Below are 17,556 nucleotides of genomic sequence, written 5' to 3'. Positions count from 1 at the left end.
TTATTCCTCCCCTTTATTTTTAGGCATCACAGATATTTTATGAGACGGGACATTTAGCACTCGTGATACAGCTTCAACTACCCCTTGTTCCAATTCAATATGATCAACGCCCTTAGCCACTACGAACACACCTCTAACCTCGGGCTTTTTTGTTTGAACTACTAATGGGACCTCTTTATCGCCTTGCCTTACAATGACAACTTGCTGTTCTTTTGTTGCATCCTCCACATATCTTTCTCCACCATTTTGGTCTGTTTCTTCTGTTGTTTGGGTTCCGATAATTAGATTCTTTTCATAGACTTGTTGATTAGTAGAATCTAGATTTACCATCACATCTACGTCAGAAATTCCTTGGACCTTTTCTAGCAGGTTTATCAAATCAGTTTCATAACCCGTCTCTATTTCTTCCACCAAGCTAGTTTTATTATCTTCTTTATTCAAAAACGCCGCTTGTTCCTCACTTGATAATCCTTCATCCTGGCTAGATAGGGATAGATCAGGTTCATCTTTAGATGAAGATTGAAACAGGTTACTTACTATTAGGATTAGTAGCCCTATCAAAGCAATGATAAGTATATAACCTAACTTAGTTGGTTTTTTCCCATCTTCAGTTTTTAATTTATAATGAGAGAATAACTTCTCAAATGGATTACCCACTATATCCCCCCCTCCCATAGAATAGTTATTAATTCTTGATCAAGCTGCCATTGATCAGATAAGTAAGAGTTTATTTCTTCACTCTCCGGTGTTGGTTGTTCTGGTTTCTTGTACCTGTTAGTATCAATGACGACTTCATTAACAACGCCATCGCTTGACTTTTTTTCATCATTTTTTCTTAGCATTACATTAGTATTTTTCAATTTTTCCATATCTAGTTGATCATCTTTAAACTGATAGTTAATATCTACAATCTCTACTCCATACTCTTCAACCAACCCCTCTTCCACTTTATTTATCATTTGGACAGCCATCTCTTCTAAAACATATGCATCTTGTGAGGCTTGTATTTCCCTTTTTTTTAATTCTATTGAATTTTTCATCATTTCTTCTTCTCCAGATGTATCCAGAGTAGGGATTCCACTAGTGAACACATCCTCTACATCGACTTGAAATAGTTGAAAAAGCGGCTGAAGAAAAATTAAAATCAACAACAGACCAACAACCATATTAATATATTTTTTCATAGTTGAATTCGGCAAAATTAATTCAACAACCATAGCTAATAAGATAAATAATATAATTTGCGTTATCCAATCAGTAATAAAATCCAACCCGATAACCCCCTCCTTACCGCAGCATTAGGGTAAGATTACTGGATGCAACCAAAATTACAATTGCTAGAAAAAACATAAAAGATACTACAAGTAAAGCTGCGAAAATATATAAAATATGCTTACTTATTGTGTTCATAGAAGTTATAACCGGCCCATCCCCGATAGGTTGAAGTAAGGCAGAAGTTAATTTATAGATTAGAGAGATAACAAATATCTGTATTGCTGGGAATAGAACTAACCCAAGTAATATGATCACCCCAACTAAACCAACTGCATTTTTCAACAACAAAGATGCTGTTAGTATCGTATCGGTAGCGTCGGTAAACATTCTTCCAACGACTGGTATGAAGTTCCCTGTCACAAACTTTGCCGTTTTCATCGCTACACCATCTTGGACTGCACTAGTTGCTCCTTGTACAGAAATCACACCCAAAAAGATGGTTAAAAAAGCTCCTAGCAAACCAAGCCCAATGTTTTTAAGTAAATCAGCTAACTGTGTTACTTTATACTCTTCACTTAGAGTACTGACAATATTTAATAGCGCAGATAAGAAAAATAAAGGTATAACAACATTTGAAATTAACAGTACACTCGTATGAATTAAAAAAATAATAATCGGATGAAAGAAAGAAACAGCAACAACGTTTCCAAATGTTGCCATCAATCCCAACATCAGTGGTAATAACGCAATCATAAAATCACTCATCAAGTTGATCGTGTCGTTTACATAGGATGCCGCTAACTTAAAGCTGTTTAACGCAAGTACAATTAGCACAAGGTAAATAACGGCATATGCTACTTTACTAACTGTCTTACTTTCAAACGCTGTTTGCAGACTTTGTAGAATCACACAAAATAGTGTAAGCATAATCAGTGTTCCTAATAATTTTCCGTTGATTACTAACTCATGAAAGAAAAACTTTGTAATTCCTACTATCCATTCTTTTAGAGACAAAGAATGTTGATTTTGAATAAATTCAAGAAAGCTTGTTTTCTGAATTTCGGGTAGATACCCGCCATATTCATTAACCACTTTATCCCAATAGCCTTTTACTTCGTCAAAATTAATCGAGTTTACATCTAACACTTGAGACTTTTCTTCACTATCTACTTGAGGTGCTGCATCAGCCTGGAGAGGATAGAAACTACTTAGAATCAGAATTACTAGACCAGATATAGTTAAGATCACTAATCGCTTCATTCAATAAATCCCGCCCCCTTCCAAGACTTAAGCAGGGATAAACCCTATAATCGTTTCAATTACGGCAGTTAAAATAGGTACTGCCAGAACAAGAATAAGTACCTTTCCTGCCAGCTCTATTTTTGATGCAACTGAACTTAAACCAGCATCTCTCGTAATAGAAGCACCGAATTCTGCTAAATAAGCTATTCCTATTATTTGCAAAATAGTTTCGATATACATTCCGTTTACATTCGCCTTTTCTCCGAGGTAATATATTAAATTAAGAATCTCAGCGACATGTCCAATAATAGTTATGAAAATAAATATTCCTGTTAGTAAAATTAGAAAGAATGCGAATGAGGGTTTCTGTTCCTTAATTATTAAAACTAATAAACTCGTTATAATACCTAAACTTACAATTTGAATGATTTCCATAAGCTACCCCTGGAATAAGAATACAGATTTTATCTGTTGAAATAAGTCCGAAATACCATTTATTACGAATATTAAAACAATAATGAATCCTACTAAACTCGCAAACTGAGCATACTCCTCTTTTCCCATTTGTTTCAAAATCGTATGAATCATAGCCACAATGATGCCAATCCCTGCAATTTGAAATAATACTGATGCGTCACCTAGCATTTCGTCTTACTCCTTTCTTATTTAGATCAAGAGCAGTACTACTAATAGCCCAGTTAGAAACCCGAGTGTTTTGACCATTTTGCTGTAACGAAACTGGTAATCATGAGCTTCTTGTAATTCTCTATCTAAATGTGTTAAAGCTAAATGAATGTGTTTTTGTTGCTGTGTAAAATCATGTTGACCGAGCGTTCGGCCAAATTGACGTAAGATTTCTTTTTCATTGACTCCTAATGATACAATCGGCCAAAAACTATCCAGATTCTTCCGCCATATATCATACAAATTACCGGGGTGTTTTCTTAAGTCTTCGCTTATGCCTTTAAAAAGCAATGAGATTGGTTCAGGTAGCTGTCTTGATAAATTTTCACACGCTTCTATAATGGGGGATTGACCAAACAATATTTCAGCTTCTAATATCTGCAGTGCATTTTTTAATTGTATTATTTGTTTTGGTCGGTCGTTCAATTTCTTTGCAAGTTCAAACCCCACCCATGTGGTGGCGCTGAGCAAGAGAAGTGCCCCTATCCATTTCATCTTGTGTGCACCTCGGTTTCTTAAGAATATTATGTCCTTCTTTTGTTAGTATTCTATCTACCATTCCTGGTTTAGTATCCCGCGTGAGTATTACGTATCTATCGAATGCATTTTGGTGTAATAGTGGTTGGAGAGAAGGCCTTTGTCTTATTTCATCCAATGAATTACCATGTATCGAACAAACAATCGTTACCCCTGCATGAATCGATTCCATTAAAGCTTGTACATCTTTACTACCACCGATTTCATCAACTACTATTACTTCGGGTGACATCGACCTGATCATCATCATCATTCCTTCAGCTTTTGGGCAAGCATCCATAATATCCGTTCTGATACCCAGTTGGTGCTGCGGGACGCCTTTAATACTCCCCCCTAACTCAGATCGCTCATCAATAATCCCTGTTTTCTTGGCCCGAACATCACCCCATCCAGTGGAAATTAAACGTGCGATGTCTCGTAGTAATGTTGTTTTTCCTGTTTGTGGAGGACCAATAATTAAGGTATTCAAGTAGTTTTTTTGATATAGGTAAGGAATGTATCTAGCAGAAACTCCAATCTTTTCTTTAGCTATTCGAATATTGAAAGAAGCTATATGTTTCAACGCTTTTACGGCACCATCTACTGTGTTAACCTTTCCTGCTATTCCAATACGATGGCCGCCAACAATTGTAATAAATCCTTCTCTAAGTTCGTCTTCCATTCGATACAAGGAAAATTGACTTAATTGGTTAATTACATGCATGCCATCTTGTTCAGTTGGACATACATTATCTAGCCATTGTTCATGACCATCAAAAATAAGTTCAATCGGTCTTCCTATCCTAAATCTTATCTCCTGTAAGCTTGTCCATCTTAAGGAGATTGCAGTAGAGATCTTATCTTGTAAGATTGGTGGAAATAGACGGATAATTTCTTCCATTGTCTAACTCACTTCTTCCGTTAGTCTTTTAATATTCCTTTAATCTAAATGTATGCTGACTAGATTTGTTTATGACTATTAAAGAGCTTAGTAATGTTATCGAGATTTCATGATTGTTTTTTTCGCTATCTGATTACGTATAAGAAAGACATAGACAATGATTTAGCTTTCAATGACAGATCACAAAGGCGCTGGAGTTGGAGCAGGAAGTGGCAAAATCCTATCATTAGTTATCCACATGGCAACCACTTTATAGTTTCCTGACAATAAAAAAAGATCCATTGTCACTAGTAAATGACAATGAATCTCTATTTGAATCAATTAAATAAATCTGTAAGACACGGTTCTGATTACTCTAGTGAACCGCTATTATTATGCACGTGATACATATTTCCCATCACTTGTATTTATTAGCAATACATCACCTTCATTAATAAAGAAAGGAACTTGTACGCTTAGTCCTGTTTCTACTGTTGCTGGTTTTGTTCCCCCACTCGCTGTATCACCTTTAATACCTGGTTCCGTCTCTGTTACCTTTAATTCAACATTGTTAGGAAGGTCAACTCCGAGTGTCTCACCATGATAGGTCATAATTGTGACTTCCATATTCTCTTTTAAGAATTTCAATTCATATTCTATCTGGTTAGTTTGTATTTCCATTTGATCAAAAGTAAGATTATCCATAAATGTATGTGCATCACCTGAAGCGTAAAGGTAGTTCATTTTTCTATTTTCAATATGGGCTTTACTTACTTTTTCACCCGCTCGAAATGTTTTCTCTTGAACATTTCCATTTCTAAGATTGCGAAGTTTCGAACGAACAAACGCAGCCCCTTTACCTGGTTTTACATGTTGGAAATCCATCACTTGCCAAATACTATTGTCTACCTCTATTGTTAAACCAGTTTTAAAATCATTTACAGAAATCATCTATTTTCCTCCTTGTACCTATTACTATAATTATAATTTAATTAGTTCTTTTGTTGCAAAATTTAGCCTCTCATTGCCTTCTTTTGTCACGATTGTATCATCTTCAATTCTACAACCACCAACACCTTGAATATAAATTCCAGGTTCTACTGTTACTACCATACCCTCTTCTAGTACTTGATTAGACCGGAAAGATAAACCTGGCCCTTCATGAACTTCTAACCCTAGTCCATGACCAGTTGAATGTCCAAAATAGTCACCAAAACCCTTTTCTTTAATATGATCTCTTGTTAGAGCATCTGCTTCTTTAGCGGTAATACCTGCTTTTATACCTTTCATACCTTTTAACTGAGCTTCGAGAACAGTATGATAGATTGTATTTAACTCTTCACTTATTTCTCCAACAGCAACAGTTCTAGTAATATCTGAACAATAGCCGTTATAAAGAGCACCAAAATCTAATGTTACCAGTTCTCCAGTTTTTATCTTTTTGTCAGAAGCAACACCATGTGGTAACGCTGATCGATAGCCTGACGCTACAATAATATCAAAACTTGAGGATGTTGCACCGAGCTTCCTCATATAGAATTCTAGTTCATTAGAAACGTCAATTTCTTTTACTCCAGGTTTTATGAAAGTAAGAATGTGTTCAAATGCTTTATCAGCTATTTCAGCTGCCTTTTTCATAATTTTTATTTCATCTTCAGTTTTTACTAACCTTAATTTTTCAACCAAACCTCGTGTCGGTACTAGTTCAGCTGCAATATCATCCTTGTATTGTTCATAGATGCCATATGTAAGATCATCTTTTTCAAAGCCTACTCGCTTTAAGTTCAGCTGTTTCACTTGTTCTGAAACCTCTAAGCTTATCGGTTGCTTATGTTCAATAATCTGAAAGCCTTTCGCTTGCTCTGTTGCTTGTTCAATATATCTGAAATCGGTAATTAACATAGCAGCCTCTTGACTTAACAAAATCAGTCCAGCAGTACCGTCAAATCCAGATACATACCTTCTGTTAATAGAGCTCGTAATTAATAATCCATCCAATTGTTGATCGTTCATTGATTTACGTAGCTTTGTTAATTTATCCATTCTCCTCTTCCTTTCTTTGTTTATTCTTCTAGGAGCGCTATAGCGGCTAACTGATAACCTTTTGGTCCAAGACCCACTATTTGGCCTTTGCATACAGGTGCAAGTAAAGAAGTATGACGAAAAGACTCCCGTTTATGAACATTTGAGATATGAACTTCAATTACTGGAACTGTAATCGAACTGATCGCATCTCTTATAGCTACACTAGTATGAGTAAATGCTCCTGGATTAAAAATAATCCCTTGATAACTTCCATCCGCCTCTTGGATTTTATCAATCAATTCTCCTTCATGATTTGACTGAAAGGAATCCAGTTGATAGTTATATGTTTTTGTTAATTTACTTAGATTCCTCTCAATGTCTTGTAGTGAAGTCACACCATAAATACCTGGTTCACGTTTTCCTAACATATTAAGATTAGGTCCATTTAATAATAACAACCGTTCCATTAACAAATCTCCCCATCCTATTCCAGAATATATAAGCACCATTACTATTTTATCATAATTGAATTTATTTGTACTTTTATATCCATGTTAAAACAGAACTAACATTGAAAAAGAGTACTACCTGAAGCATTTGTTATATTGTTTATCATTTATTGATTAGTAGAATTGTTAGCATCCTGATATTCGTAAGCAATAGAGTATCCTATAAACGTACCGTATAATACGAATAAACATAAGGTAGTCAGAATCGTATCACTGCTTAAATGTGTCATGTGTTCCACATTTGGAAATATTGGTTGTAATAAATAAAAAACGACAAACCAAAGAGCGATACCAAAGGAAACACTCGGCCAAATACCTTCTACTTTTTTAAGCAAGCCGTAATATAATAATGCAGTGAGTACAGATAATAATCCAATCACCATTATTGATATTAACTCTCCCAGCCAACCATCTGACCAATCTGTTTGAAGCCATGACCTAAGCACAAACGAAGCAGGAGAAACGGTTGTGAAATTAAAGTAAGAGGCTAACGCTCCAAAAAAACTCCAAAGAACGCCTCCAATAAAACCAGTTAACAGTGATTTACTAAGAATTGGAATTGGTTTCTCGTGTTTATTTTGTTCCAATTTTTCTTTTTCCATAAAAAACACCTCCATTACTTAGAATGACCAATTGATAATAGTTCAATCCAAAAAAATATATGCTAGTGATTATAATAATTTTCTAGTAAAATAAAAGGAAAGAACAAGATAAACATACTCTGTTGGTAAATATGAATTAGGGACTAAACTTAAGTTATCGTGACACATTAAATCGTTGATGGAAAGAAATTTCTTATTAACAGTCATTAGGAAAAAATAACACTATGAATATTTTTCTTAAAAATCGGAAAGAATCTAGGATAGCTAGATATTTTCAGAGAAAGCCTGTTAAATAAGTTGACTAATTGCATTTATTCTGATTACAAATAGCTTACACTCTGATAAACACAGTCCATTCCTGTTACAAAATTCGGGAGGATAGACGATTTCAGTTCAATAATAATTAGGATCAATTCGGACTCGTAGCTACAATTACTAACTACTCATTAGACCTAAGGGGGACTGAGCAAAAAATTACTAACTAAACCAGTCTGGTGAATGCTTGGACGTACTACACCAAAAATCAGATTTTTAAATTAGAATAATTAGTGGTATAGGATTAGGAAGAAAATGTATTAGTAAGAAGGTCCAATAAGGAAAGGAGGATTTGTTAAATGTTTCGCAATAAGCTATCCCTACTCATTTATGTGCTTATAGGCCTTGCCGTATTAGGCTTCGCTACTCAACTATTAACGAATACTGCTTCACTTTTGATGAATTTACTACTAATGGTCGTGTTTGGTGTTATTATTTATGGTGTCATTTACTATGCGTTCTTAAGAAAACGTAGTTCTAATGACATCAAGAAATATAAAAAAGCAGTGAAGCAATCAAAAATGAAATATAAGAAAGATCAACCCAGTCAAAAAACATATGCACAGGTTACCAAAAAATCATCGCCATTAATAAACAAAAGAAAATCCACAACAAAAGCTAAACCTACTCACTTAAAGGTAATAGACGGTAATAAACCAAAAAGAAAAAATCGAGCTTCTTTTTAAGAAGCTCGATTTTTTTGTACAATCTAATTATTAGTTTTCCCTAATATGCCTAATATGTACTTCATGATGAAAATTTAAAAAAATTAGAAAAAGCGCTGAATTAATATACTCAACGCTTTCTCAAATTAAAACTCTTATTCCTCATTACTTTTATGTAATTGATTAAGTTCGCTTATTCTAGTTGGATTTTCTTCAAAGTATTGAAGTAAATCACCAATACGATCGATTGAATCCCAACTTAGATGATGCTCGATTCCTTCTACATCTTCATATATATTTTCTTTATTAACACCAATCAACTCTAAGAATTGTTCAAGTAATTCATGTCGATAAACTAATCTCTTACCTATTTTCTTCCCTTTAGTTGTTAAAATTAATCCTCTATATTTCTCATAATTCAAATATTCATCTTTATCGAGTTTTTGAACCATTTTGGTAACGGAGGATGGGTGAACTTGAAGTGCTTCTGCTATATCTGAGACTCTTGCATATCCTTTTGCTTCGATTAGCATGTATATTTGTTCAATGTAATCTTCCATACTGGGTGTTGGCATATAGCTCCTCCAATTCTTGCGCAAACAAGTAAATATCTCTTAATAAAAGAATACACTAGTTTTTTACGTGAAACAAGCAGATTACAATGCTAATCAAAGAAAAAAAGACGACAATTACGTCGCCTTTTCACTTTGATTTTGCTCTATAAACCACATTTTAATTGTGCATTACAATTTGTACATGTATTACAACCACCGATATCTTCCACCGTGCCTTTACGGCATACAGGACAAGTATCGCCAACTTCGGATCCGATAGTAACATTTGTTTTATCTAGCTCTTGAATCGTATCCATTAATACAACGTGGGGTTTATTACTCAATCTACTTTGATCGTTATCTTCTTCAAAACTATTGTCTTCTGCCTTTAAAGTAAGAACTTGCGAATCACGACTTCCATCAACATAAACTGTTCCGCCTTTTGCTCCACCATTGTATAATCTGCGATAGACGCCTTCTACTTGTTCAACAGCGTAACCTCTTGGAGCGTTAACCGTTTTAGAGATCGAGCTGTCTACCCATTTTTGTATCACACACTGCGTATCAGCATGTGCTTCTGGTTTTAAATTCATCGCAGTCACGAACCATTTAGGAAGATTATTGGGATCCTGATCTTTATTCTCATCAAGGTATTCCTGAACAATATCGGCCTTCACTTCAATAAATTTACCCAATCTTCCGCTTCTATAATAAGAGAAAGAGAAGTAAGGCTCAAGCCCCGTTGATACGCCAACCATTGTCCCTGTGCTTCCAGTAGGAGCAACAGTTAGTAAATGGGAGTTTCTGATACCATATTTCAAGATATCTTGACGGATATCTTCAGGCATTTTACTCATGTAACCAGTGTTGATAAATCTTTCCCGTAGTTCATTTGTTTCTTGCTCTGTTTGACCAACTAAGAATGGAAAGCTTCCTTTCTCCTTAGCAAGTTCAACTGACTCCCTGTAAGCTGTAGTAGCTATCGTCTCAAAAATCTGGTCTACTAACAGGTTTCCTTCTTTAGATCCGTATTCTGTTTCGCAATAGATTAATAAATCGTGAAGCCCCATAACTCCAAGTCCTACACGGCGTTCACCCATTGCTTGTTTTTTGTTTGGTTCAAGAAAATATGGTGTCGCATCAATAACGTTGTCTTGCATCCGGACACCTGTTTTAACTGTTTGTGCTAACTTTTCGAAATCTACTTTTTTATTCTTCTTATCTGCAACTGACGCTAAGTTTACAGCAGCCAAATTACATACAGAATAAGGTGCTAAAGGTTGTTCCAATTTGTTATCTCAAAGGCTTTTTATCCTTTGATTCTTACACTTGTTTTTTGTGCAAGTTCAGCATATCTTTTCATTACAAATGTTTGTAATGCTGCGGCCTCGTGGCAGGATTATATCTTTTCACCTGCTATGCGTTGCCCCTGACTGTACTTAGTACAGCCTTCGGTTCGGATTAGCGTTTCAGCCTCCCCGCTTCATTCCGCAGTGTTTTACATGAGGCAAACTATTTACCACATGGATTTGTTGCAACAACTTGTTGACCATATGCCTTAGCATTTGTCATATCGTTCGCATTGTCGATGAAGAAAATACCAGGCTCTGCTGAGTATGTTGCACAAATATTAATTAAATTCCAAAGTTCTTTTGCTTTAATTCGGCGATACACACGAATATCGTATCCCTTTTCTTCCCACTTCCGAACATCGCCTATTTCATGCCACTCTTTATTATATACTTCCATATCCTCTTTTGAATAGCTCTCGACATGCGGGAACCTGAGATCATATTCGTCATTATTTTCTACTGCATCCATAAATTCTTTTGTTAAGCAGACAGAAATATTGGCACCTGTAAGGAATTCTGCATTATGAACACTATATGTGCCGCCAGTTTTTAATTTTTCCTCTGCTTCTTTGATTGCGCGTTCCGGGAAGCCACCTAGTCCTGGCATTGTTTTATAGTTAGCAATTCCCTGGTACATATCAATTTCTGTATCTGTTAAGGGAATAAAATTTAATTTTTCTTTTGCTAAGTGTCTAATTGTCTCATCCTCTGAATTTTCAATAAGAAACCTTAGGATTCGTGGGTTCTGCATTTTAGAAATAATAAATTCAATTATGTCAGGATGCCAATCCGCTAGCATTATCATTTGAGCTAATTATGTTACATTAGTTCGCTACACTAATTCTTTATGTCACCATAAAGTTCAGACCATATCTTACACCTATTAAGTGTCCTCGCGCTTCGGAACTGCTTAGTTCCTACTCTACTTCCTTCCGTCCTAATAGACGTGGTTTCGATGGTCGTTGAACCTTCCCCATATTTGATAACTTAGGGGCTTGGCTGCTGATTGTCTTCAAACTGAGATTTTTCAAGCTATCACGTTTATCGTTTCCGATTACGTTGTAGCACCCAAGTTTGGTTAAGAGTTTCCAGCAATTCACGAGGTTTTTTTTAGACGGAGCACTCAAACAGCTTTTTTACCCCGTCTTGAACCACCTTGTTCAACAAGATGAGTCAATTTTGCAATATCATCGAGCCAAGAGACAGAACCCGACGATTTACCATTAACACCACGCGCCAGTGTATTTCTTGGCCTTAGTGTTGAACCATTAGTACCTACTCCACCGCCACGACTCATAATTTCCATAACTTGTTTTCTATGATCAGAAATTCCTTCACGTGAATCCTGAATATAAGGCATGACATAACAATTAAAATAAGTAACGTCCGTATTTGCACCCGCACCATAAAGTACTCTTCCAGCTGGAATGAAGTTTAAGCTAGATAACTCCTGATAGAACTTATCAAACCATTTTTGTTTGTTCTCTTCAGTTGTTTCGACACTTGCAAGACCAGTTGCATTTCGCATCGCTATTTGCTCATAATAAACCTCTAATGGCTTCTCAATTACATCTAGAGATCTTTTTACAACACCAGTCGCTGCTTCTTCTTCATTATCTAGTACTGTTACAAACTCTTTATCCACTTGGACTTCTGCCTGTTTGTTTTTCCAATCAATCGTTTTAATGAAACCAAGTCCTCTTGCTGGGAATTTCGGATCTGCTTTTACAGTTAGCACTACAAAATCACCTTCTGATAAAGTAGTTTTTTCTGTATCTTTAAAAGCATAACGATCTAGCATAACAAGTCTAGAAACTCCTTTATGAGTCAGTTTCATATCACTTGTTACCGGATGCACCTGTTTAAATAAACTAATGTCTTTATTTAACATTTCGACATTAATCTCATTTCTAACCTCTGTCATTGTTCCCATATTTCACATCACTCCTCTAATAAACTAGCTAAATATTATATGTAAATCTGATGATGAGATAAAATATTAATATTTACTATCTAATTTAACACAACTAAAAGAAAAAACAATATATTGTGCTTTATTTTTTAAAATAATACTATATATTGTAAAAAAGAACAAATGATTTCTATTTTGTCAAACTAGAAAAATCTATAAATTCCATAGAAATAGAGAGATATTTAAAGGTATCTTATAGATTTATAACGAATAATATAGTTTTTGTCATTTGCATTTTCTTCGTTGAAAGTTATACCAAATCTTCTGCATTACGACAAAATATAACAACGCTAAGTTATTATATAGGATAACCGAGCTATATTTCAATTAGTGTATTCGCTTTTTGTTAAAAGAAATAATTGTTAATTTTTGAGCACTGCTTATTCGATGAAGAAAAATACTTTGAAAAATGATATAATCAACAATATAATAGATTAGTGAGAGCTAAAGAAAATGGGGGAATTACAAATGGAATTAACAATTCTAATTACAGCAACGGTAGCTTTTATACTATTTAGCGTATATAGATACTTCAAACAGAAAAAAATACTAACAACATTAACAGAAGAAGAATTCCGCGAGGGTTATCGTAAGGCTCAGCTTATTGATATAAGAGAACCAAAGGAATATGATGGCGGCCATATTCTTGGAGCTAGAAATATTCCATTGTCACAGATGAGACAACGGATGAAAGAACTTCGTAAAGATCAACCAATCTATTTATATTGCCAAAGCGGGGCGCGATCAGCGAGAGCTGCGATGTTGTTGAACAAGAAAGGTTATCAAGACATAAACCACTTAAAAGGTGGTTTCAAAAAATGGGACGGCAAAATCAAGAAACCGAAAAAATCACAATATTAAACTAAAAAAACAATCCCCTCAATTTTTGAAGGGATTGTCTTTTTTAGTTTATTCTTTAATGTAACGTAAAATTGGTTTTCTGGCTGCCCTAGTCTCATCCATCCGTTTAACAATAGTTGTATGTGGTGCTTCTTGAACTAATTCCGGACTCTCTTTTGCTTCTCTAGAAATCTGTATCATCGTTTCAATAAATCCATCTAACGTTTCTTTTGATTCCGTCTCCGTTGGTTCAATCATCAATGCTTCATCGACATTCAATGGAAAGTAGATGGTTGGTGGATGATAACCAAAGTCTAATAGCCGTTTAGCAATATCCAGTGTGCGCACACCTATTTTTTTCTGCCTCTTTCCTGATAAAACAAATTCATGCTTACAATGCTGTGGATAAGGCAAATCATATTCTTCTTGCAAGCAACGCATCATATAATTTGCATTTAAAACTGCATATGCACTTACCTTCTTAAGCCCCTCAGCACCCATTGTACGAATGTAGGTATATGCTCTCAGATTAATGCCAAAGTTACCATAGTATGGTTTTACTCTTCCTATCGAATCAGGTCGGTCAAAGTCAAAAACAAACTCATCTTCTCGTTTGGCTAGTACTGGTTTCGGTAGGAACTTAGCCAATTCACTTGATACACCTACTGGTCCAGAACCAGGTCCGCCCCCACCATGTGGTCCTGTAAAGGTTTTATGAAGGTTTAAATGAACAACATCAAATCCCATGTCTCCTGGCCTAGCATAACCCATAATTGCATTTAGATTAGCTCCGTCATAATAAAGTTTGCCTCCTGCATCATGAACAATCTGTGCCATTTCGACAATTTGTTCTTCAAATAAACCTAACGTATTAGGGTTCGTTAGCATAAGTGCTGCTGTATCGTTACCTACCACTCTTTTTAAATCCTCTAAATCGACTAATCCTCGTTCATTTGATTTAACTGTAATAGCTTCAAACCCTGCAACAGAAGCAGATGCCGGATTTGTACCATGGGCTGAATCAGGTATAATTACCTTCGTCCGGTTCCTATCGCCGTTTGCTTCATGTAATGCACGAATCATCATTAGTCCGGTCCACTCACCTTGAGCTCCCGCAGCTGGTTGAAGTGATACTTCGGCCATCCCCGTTATTTCAGCTAATGATGTTTGCAGGTCATACATGACTTCAAGCGCACCTTGAACTGTTTTTGTGTCTTGATACGGGTGAATTTGACTAAACCCTTCCAATCTAGCAACATCTTCATTCATTTTCGGATTATACTTCATCGTGCAAGAACCAAGTGGATAAAATCCTGAATCAACACCATAGTTCCGTCTCGATAGGCCAGTATAGTGTCTGACAATCTCTAGCTCACTTACTTCTGGTAAATCAGGTTCAGTCTCTCTTATATAAGCAGATGCTAATTCATTATTTAAATCTATTTCTGGCACATCAATTTCTGGTAAACTGTAGCTCGTTCTACCTGCCTTACTGTGTTCAAATATTAATGGAAAGTCTTGATTAGCCACGGATATCCCCCACTTCCTTAACAAAAGCATCTATCTCAGCCTTCGTACGAATCTCAGTGATCGCGATTAACATTTTCCCTTTAAATTGTGAATCAAATTTCTCTAAATCATAACCACCGATAAACCCAAGCCCGAGCAGTTGATCATTAACTTTAGATACCGAATGCTTTACATCGACTACTATTTCATTAAATAAAGCTCCATTAAATGTAACTGGAATCTGATGATCATTTAATCGCTTTTTCATATAGTAAGCTTTTTGCATATTTAACCAAGCCATTTTTTTAATCCCTTGTTTACCAAGGGAACTCATCGCTACTGATGATGCCAGCGCATTTAACGCTTGATTGGAACAAATATTTGATGTAGCCTTATCTCTTCTAATATGTTGCTCTCTAGCCTGCAAAGTTAAAACAAAACCACGTATTCCATCTTCATCAACTGTTTGTCCTACCAATCTGCCCGGAACCTTTCGCATTAGTTTTTTTGTTGTAGCAAAATAACCACAATGTGGTCCGCCATATTGTGAAGGTATCCCGAATACTTGAGTATCTCCTACGACAATATCAGCACCAAATTCTCCGGGTGGAGTTAGGTAACCTAATGCCAAAGGATTACTTGAGACGATTAACATCGTTTTCTCATGTTCCTTAAGTAGCTCTTCAACTTCTTTTAAAGGTTCAATTTGCCCGAAAAAGTTAGGATATTGAAGTACTACACTAGCAGTATGTTCATCGATTTCCTTTTTTAATGCATCTAAATCTGTCACCCCGTCCTTATGATCAATCTCTACGACTTCTACTCGTTGACCACTTGAGTACGACTTGATGACCGCCCTTGATTCAGGATGAACCGCTTTAGAAACTAAAATTTTGTTTCTTTTTGTTTGAGCAGCACTTAAATTTGTTGCTTCTGCAAGCGCTGTAGCTCCATCATACATAGATGAATTAGCAACATCCATGCCAGTTAATTCACAAATCATTGTTTGAAATTCAAAAATCGCTTGTAATTCACCTTGAGATATCTCAGGTTGGTATGGAGTATAGGCAGTATAAAATTCAGAACGAGAAATAATATGATCAACAATAGATGGAATATAATGGTCATACACTCCGGCACCTAGGAACGATGTGTGAGTTTTTACATTTACGTTTTTCTTGGATAAAGCAGTTAACTCACTCATAAGCTGTGGTTCACTTGTCGGAAATTTCAGATTCAAATCCTTTTTCAATCTTACTTGTTCAGGAATATCAGAAAACAATTGTTCCGTCGAACGAATGCCTATCTTTTCTAGCATTGCTTTTTTATCTTCGTCAGTCATGGGTAAGTAACGAAATTCCATATTCTCTCCCCCTTGGTATCTATTAGTTAGGACGTTTATAAAATGGTGTCGGTACAACTACTGCTTTCAACCTGTTTTTTCTTACTTGAACATATAGTTCGCTACCTAATTGTGCATTTTCTGTACGAATCAGCGCCAAGCCTATATTCTTATTGAGTGTTGGTGACTGTGTACCAGTAGTAATAAAGCCAATCTCTTCTTCGTCAAAAAACACCTGATAGCCATGACGAGGAATTCCCTTCTCAATCATCTCAATTCCAACGAGCTTTCGTTTAGTTCCATTTTCTTTTTGTTTTTTTAATACTTCTTTTCCAATAAAATCAGAGTCTTTGTCTGTTTTAACAGCAAATCCTAAACCAGCCTCAATTGGAGAAATATTCTCAGTCAACTCCTGACCATACAACGCGAGCTTTGCTTCAAACCTCAACGTGTCTCTTGCTCCAAGTCCGACTGGCTGAATTCCCTCTGATTCACCTGCATCCATTATTCTCCTCCAAAGCAAAGGACCGGCTTCAGCTTGAAGATAGATTTCAAACCCATCTTCTCCTGTATATCCTGTACGAGATACGATAGCATCTACATCTATTCCGTCAAATCTAACTTTATTTTCAAACCCAAAGAATTTGATTTCTGATAAGTCTGTTTTGGTTATTTTCTGTAAGACTTGATTTGCTTTAGGTCCTTGCAGAGCTAATTGGACAAAATATTCCGAACAATTTGTGATTAAAACACCTTCTGTTTGATGCGTTTTTAACCATTGGTAATCTTTTTCTGTATTTGAAGCGTTAACTACGAGCAAGTATTTGTTTTTTTCGAGTTTATAAACAATAAGATCGTCTACTGTTCCCCCATTTGGATAGCACATCATCGTGTACTGGGCTTTTTTAGGAATTAATTTAGAAACATCGTTTGTTAGCATGTTTTGCAAATACGTTTCACTTGTCTCACCTTCAACTAAAATTTCTCCCATATGCGAAACGTCAAATAATCCAGCCGCTTTTCTTGTTGCATAATGTTCCTGTTTAATACTTGAAAATTGTACTGGCATGTCCCATCCACCAAAATCAATCGTTTTAGCACCTAGTTTTTTATATTCTGGATAAAGTGGCGTTCGTTTTAATTCAGACATTTAATCAACTCCTATTTATTTTTATTGATAATAAAAGTAAGCAGAAAAAAACAGAGAATCCACCAATAATAAGTGAATTCTCTGTCCTTTTACCAGAAAGTTTCGCACAAGATAAATAGTACAGCTTATTTATCAAAGCATGCTTCTTGGGTAGTTTACTAAATGTAAACATTCTCCAGAGTTG

The 17,556-nt window shown here is 35.6% G+C and carries 17 protein-coding genes and 3 pseudogenes; 2 read left to right on the top strand and 18 right to left on the bottom strand.

Features of this window, described 5'->3' with window-relative positions:
* The 11 genes from spoIIIAG to LD272_RS02645 form a co-directional block, all read right to left on the bottom strand.
* Positions 1–657, bottom strand: coding sequence for a stage III sporulation protein AG (spoIIIAG, locus tag LD272_RS02695; protein ID WP_369413915.1), 657 nt, complete (start codon positions 655–657; stop codon positions 1–3).
* Positions 657–1,271, bottom strand: a complete 615-nt coding sequence (gene spoIIIAF / locus LD272_RS02690; RefSeq protein WP_226035053.1) for a stage III sporulation protein AF — start codon at positions 1,269–1,271, stop codon at positions 657–659. Before spoIIIAF ends, spoIIIAG begins: the two co-directional genes overlap by 1 nt.
* Positions 1,272–1,287: 16 nt before the next feature.
* Positions 1,288–2,475, bottom strand: a complete 1,188-nt coding sequence (gene spoIIIAE / locus LD272_RS02685; protein ID WP_226035052.1) for a stage III sporulation protein AE — start codon at positions 2,473–2,475, stop codon at positions 1,288–1,290.
* 27 nt (positions 2,476–2,502) lie between these two features.
* Positions 2,503–2,892 carry a stage III sporulation protein AD gene (gene spoIIIAD, locus LD272_RS02680; RefSeq protein WP_226035051.1) on the bottom strand — a complete coding sequence of 130 codons (390 nt, stop codon included), beginning with the start codon at positions 2,890–2,892 and terminating at the stop codon, positions 2,503–2,505.
* A 3-nt stretch (positions 2,893–2,895) separates the two neighbouring features.
* Positions 2,896–3,102, bottom strand: a complete 207-nt coding sequence (gene spoIIIAC, locus LD272_RS02675; protein ID WP_226035050.1) for a stage III sporulation protein AC — start codon at positions 3,100–3,102, stop codon at positions 2,896–2,898.
* A gap of 21 nt (positions 3,103–3,123) precedes the next feature.
* Entirely contained in the window at positions 3,124–3,612 is a 489-nt protein-coding gene (spoIIIAB, locus tag LD272_RS02670; RefSeq protein ID WP_369413914.1) for a stage III sporulation protein SpoIIIAB, read from the bottom strand.
* A complete protein-coding gene (gene spoIIIAA / locus LD272_RS02665; protein ID WP_226035048.1) occupies positions 3,581–4,558 on the bottom strand; it encodes a stage III sporulation protein AA in 978 nt (325 codons plus the stop codon). The genes spoIIIAB and spoIIIAA overlap by 32 nt, the downstream gene beginning before the upstream one ends.
* A gap of 372 nt (positions 4,559–4,930) precedes the next feature.
* Entirely contained in the window at positions 4,931–5,488 is a 558-nt protein-coding gene (gene efp, locus LD272_RS02660; protein WP_226035047.1) for an elongation factor P, read from the bottom strand.
* A gap of 30 nt (positions 5,489–5,518) precedes the next feature.
* Positions 5,519–6,580 (bottom strand): M24 family metallopeptidase, encoded by a 1,062-nt coding sequence (locus LD272_RS02655; RefSeq protein WP_226035046.1) that lies wholly within the window; start codon positions 6,578–6,580, stop codon positions 5,519–5,521.
* Between the two features lie 20 nt (positions 6,581–6,600).
* Positions 6,601–7,029 (bottom strand): type II 3-dehydroquinate dehydratase, encoded by a 429-nt coding sequence (aroQ, locus tag LD272_RS02650; protein WP_226035045.1) that lies wholly within the window; start codon positions 7,027–7,029, stop codon positions 6,601–6,603.
* Positions 7,030–7,178: 149 nt separating this feature from the next.
* Entirely contained in the window at positions 7,179–7,673 is a 495-nt protein-coding gene (locus tag LD272_RS02645) for a YqhR family membrane protein (protein ID WP_226035044.1), read from the bottom strand.
* A gap of 614 nt (positions 7,674–8,287) precedes the next feature.
* On the opposite strand from LD272_RS02645, the gene LD272_RS02640 reads away from it, so the two are divergent.
* On the top strand, positions 8,288–8,674 hold the full coding sequence (locus LD272_RS02640) for an SA1362 family protein (protein WP_226035043.1): 387 nt from the start codon (positions 8,288–8,290) through the stop codon (positions 8,672–8,674).
* A 134-nt stretch (positions 8,675–8,808) separates the two neighbouring features.
* Here the strand turns inward: LD272_RS02640 and mntR are convergent, their stop codons facing one another.
* From mntR to LD272_RS02620, 4 genes and pseudogenes are all read right to left on the bottom strand, one after another.
* Entirely contained in the window at positions 8,809–9,228 is a 420-nt protein-coding gene (gene mntR / locus LD272_RS02635) for a transcriptional regulator MntR (RefSeq protein WP_226035042.1), read from the bottom strand.
* Positions 9,229–9,371: 143 nt separating this feature from the next.
* A pseudogene (locus tag LD272_RS02630) lies at positions 9,372–10,493 on the bottom strand (ribonucleotide reductase barrel domain-containing protein); the annotation flags it as partial.
* A 229-nt stretch (positions 10,494–10,722) separates the two neighbouring features.
* Positions 10,723–11,370 (bottom strand): annotated as a pseudogene (locus LD272_RS02625) (ribonucleotide reductase barrel domain-containing protein); the annotation flags it as partial.
* 327 nt (positions 11,371–11,697) lie between these two features.
* A pseudogene (locus LD272_RS02620) lies at positions 11,698–12,483 on the bottom strand (ribonucleotide reductase barrel domain-containing protein); the annotation flags it as partial.
* A 516-nt stretch (positions 12,484–12,999) separates the two neighbouring features.
* Between LD272_RS02620 and LD272_RS02615 the strand changes: the two are divergent.
* A complete protein-coding gene (locus LD272_RS02615; protein WP_226035041.1) occupies positions 13,000–13,392 on the top strand; it encodes a rhodanese-like domain-containing protein in 393 nt (130 codons plus the stop codon).
* Positions 13,393–13,440: 48 nt separating this feature from the next.
* Here LD272_RS02615 and gcvPB read toward each other — a convergent pair whose 3' ends face one another.
* The 3 genes from gcvPB to gcvT are packed head-to-tail and all read right to left on the bottom strand — an operon-like array spanning position 13,441 to position 17,372.
* Entirely contained in the window at positions 13,441–14,901 is a 1,461-nt protein-coding gene (gene gcvPB, locus LD272_RS02610) for an aminomethyl-transferring glycine dehydrogenase subunit GcvPB (protein WP_226035040.1), read from the bottom strand.
* A complete protein-coding gene (gene gcvPA / locus LD272_RS02605) occupies positions 14,894–16,243 on the bottom strand; it encodes an aminomethyl-transferring glycine dehydrogenase subunit GcvPA (RefSeq protein ID WP_226035039.1) in 1,350 nt (449 codons plus the stop codon). Before gcvPA ends, gcvPB begins: the two co-directional genes overlap by 8 nt.
* 22 nt (positions 16,244–16,265) lie before the next feature.
* Complete coding sequence (gcvT, locus tag LD272_RS02600) at positions 16,266–17,372, bottom strand: glycine cleavage system aminomethyltransferase GcvT (RefSeq protein ID WP_226035038.1); 1,107 nt, start codon at positions 17,370–17,372, stop codon at positions 16,266–16,268.
* Between the last annotated feature and the right edge of the window lie 184 nt (positions 17,373–17,556).

It is taken from the genome of Aquibacillus saliphilus (assembly GCF_020404745.1).
GTDB lineage: Bacteria > Bacillota > Bacilli > Bacillales > Amphibacillaceae > Aquibacillus > Aquibacillus saliphilus.
Note: the sequence above shows the minus strand (reverse complement) of the source record. Positions and strands in the feature narration are given on the sequence as shown.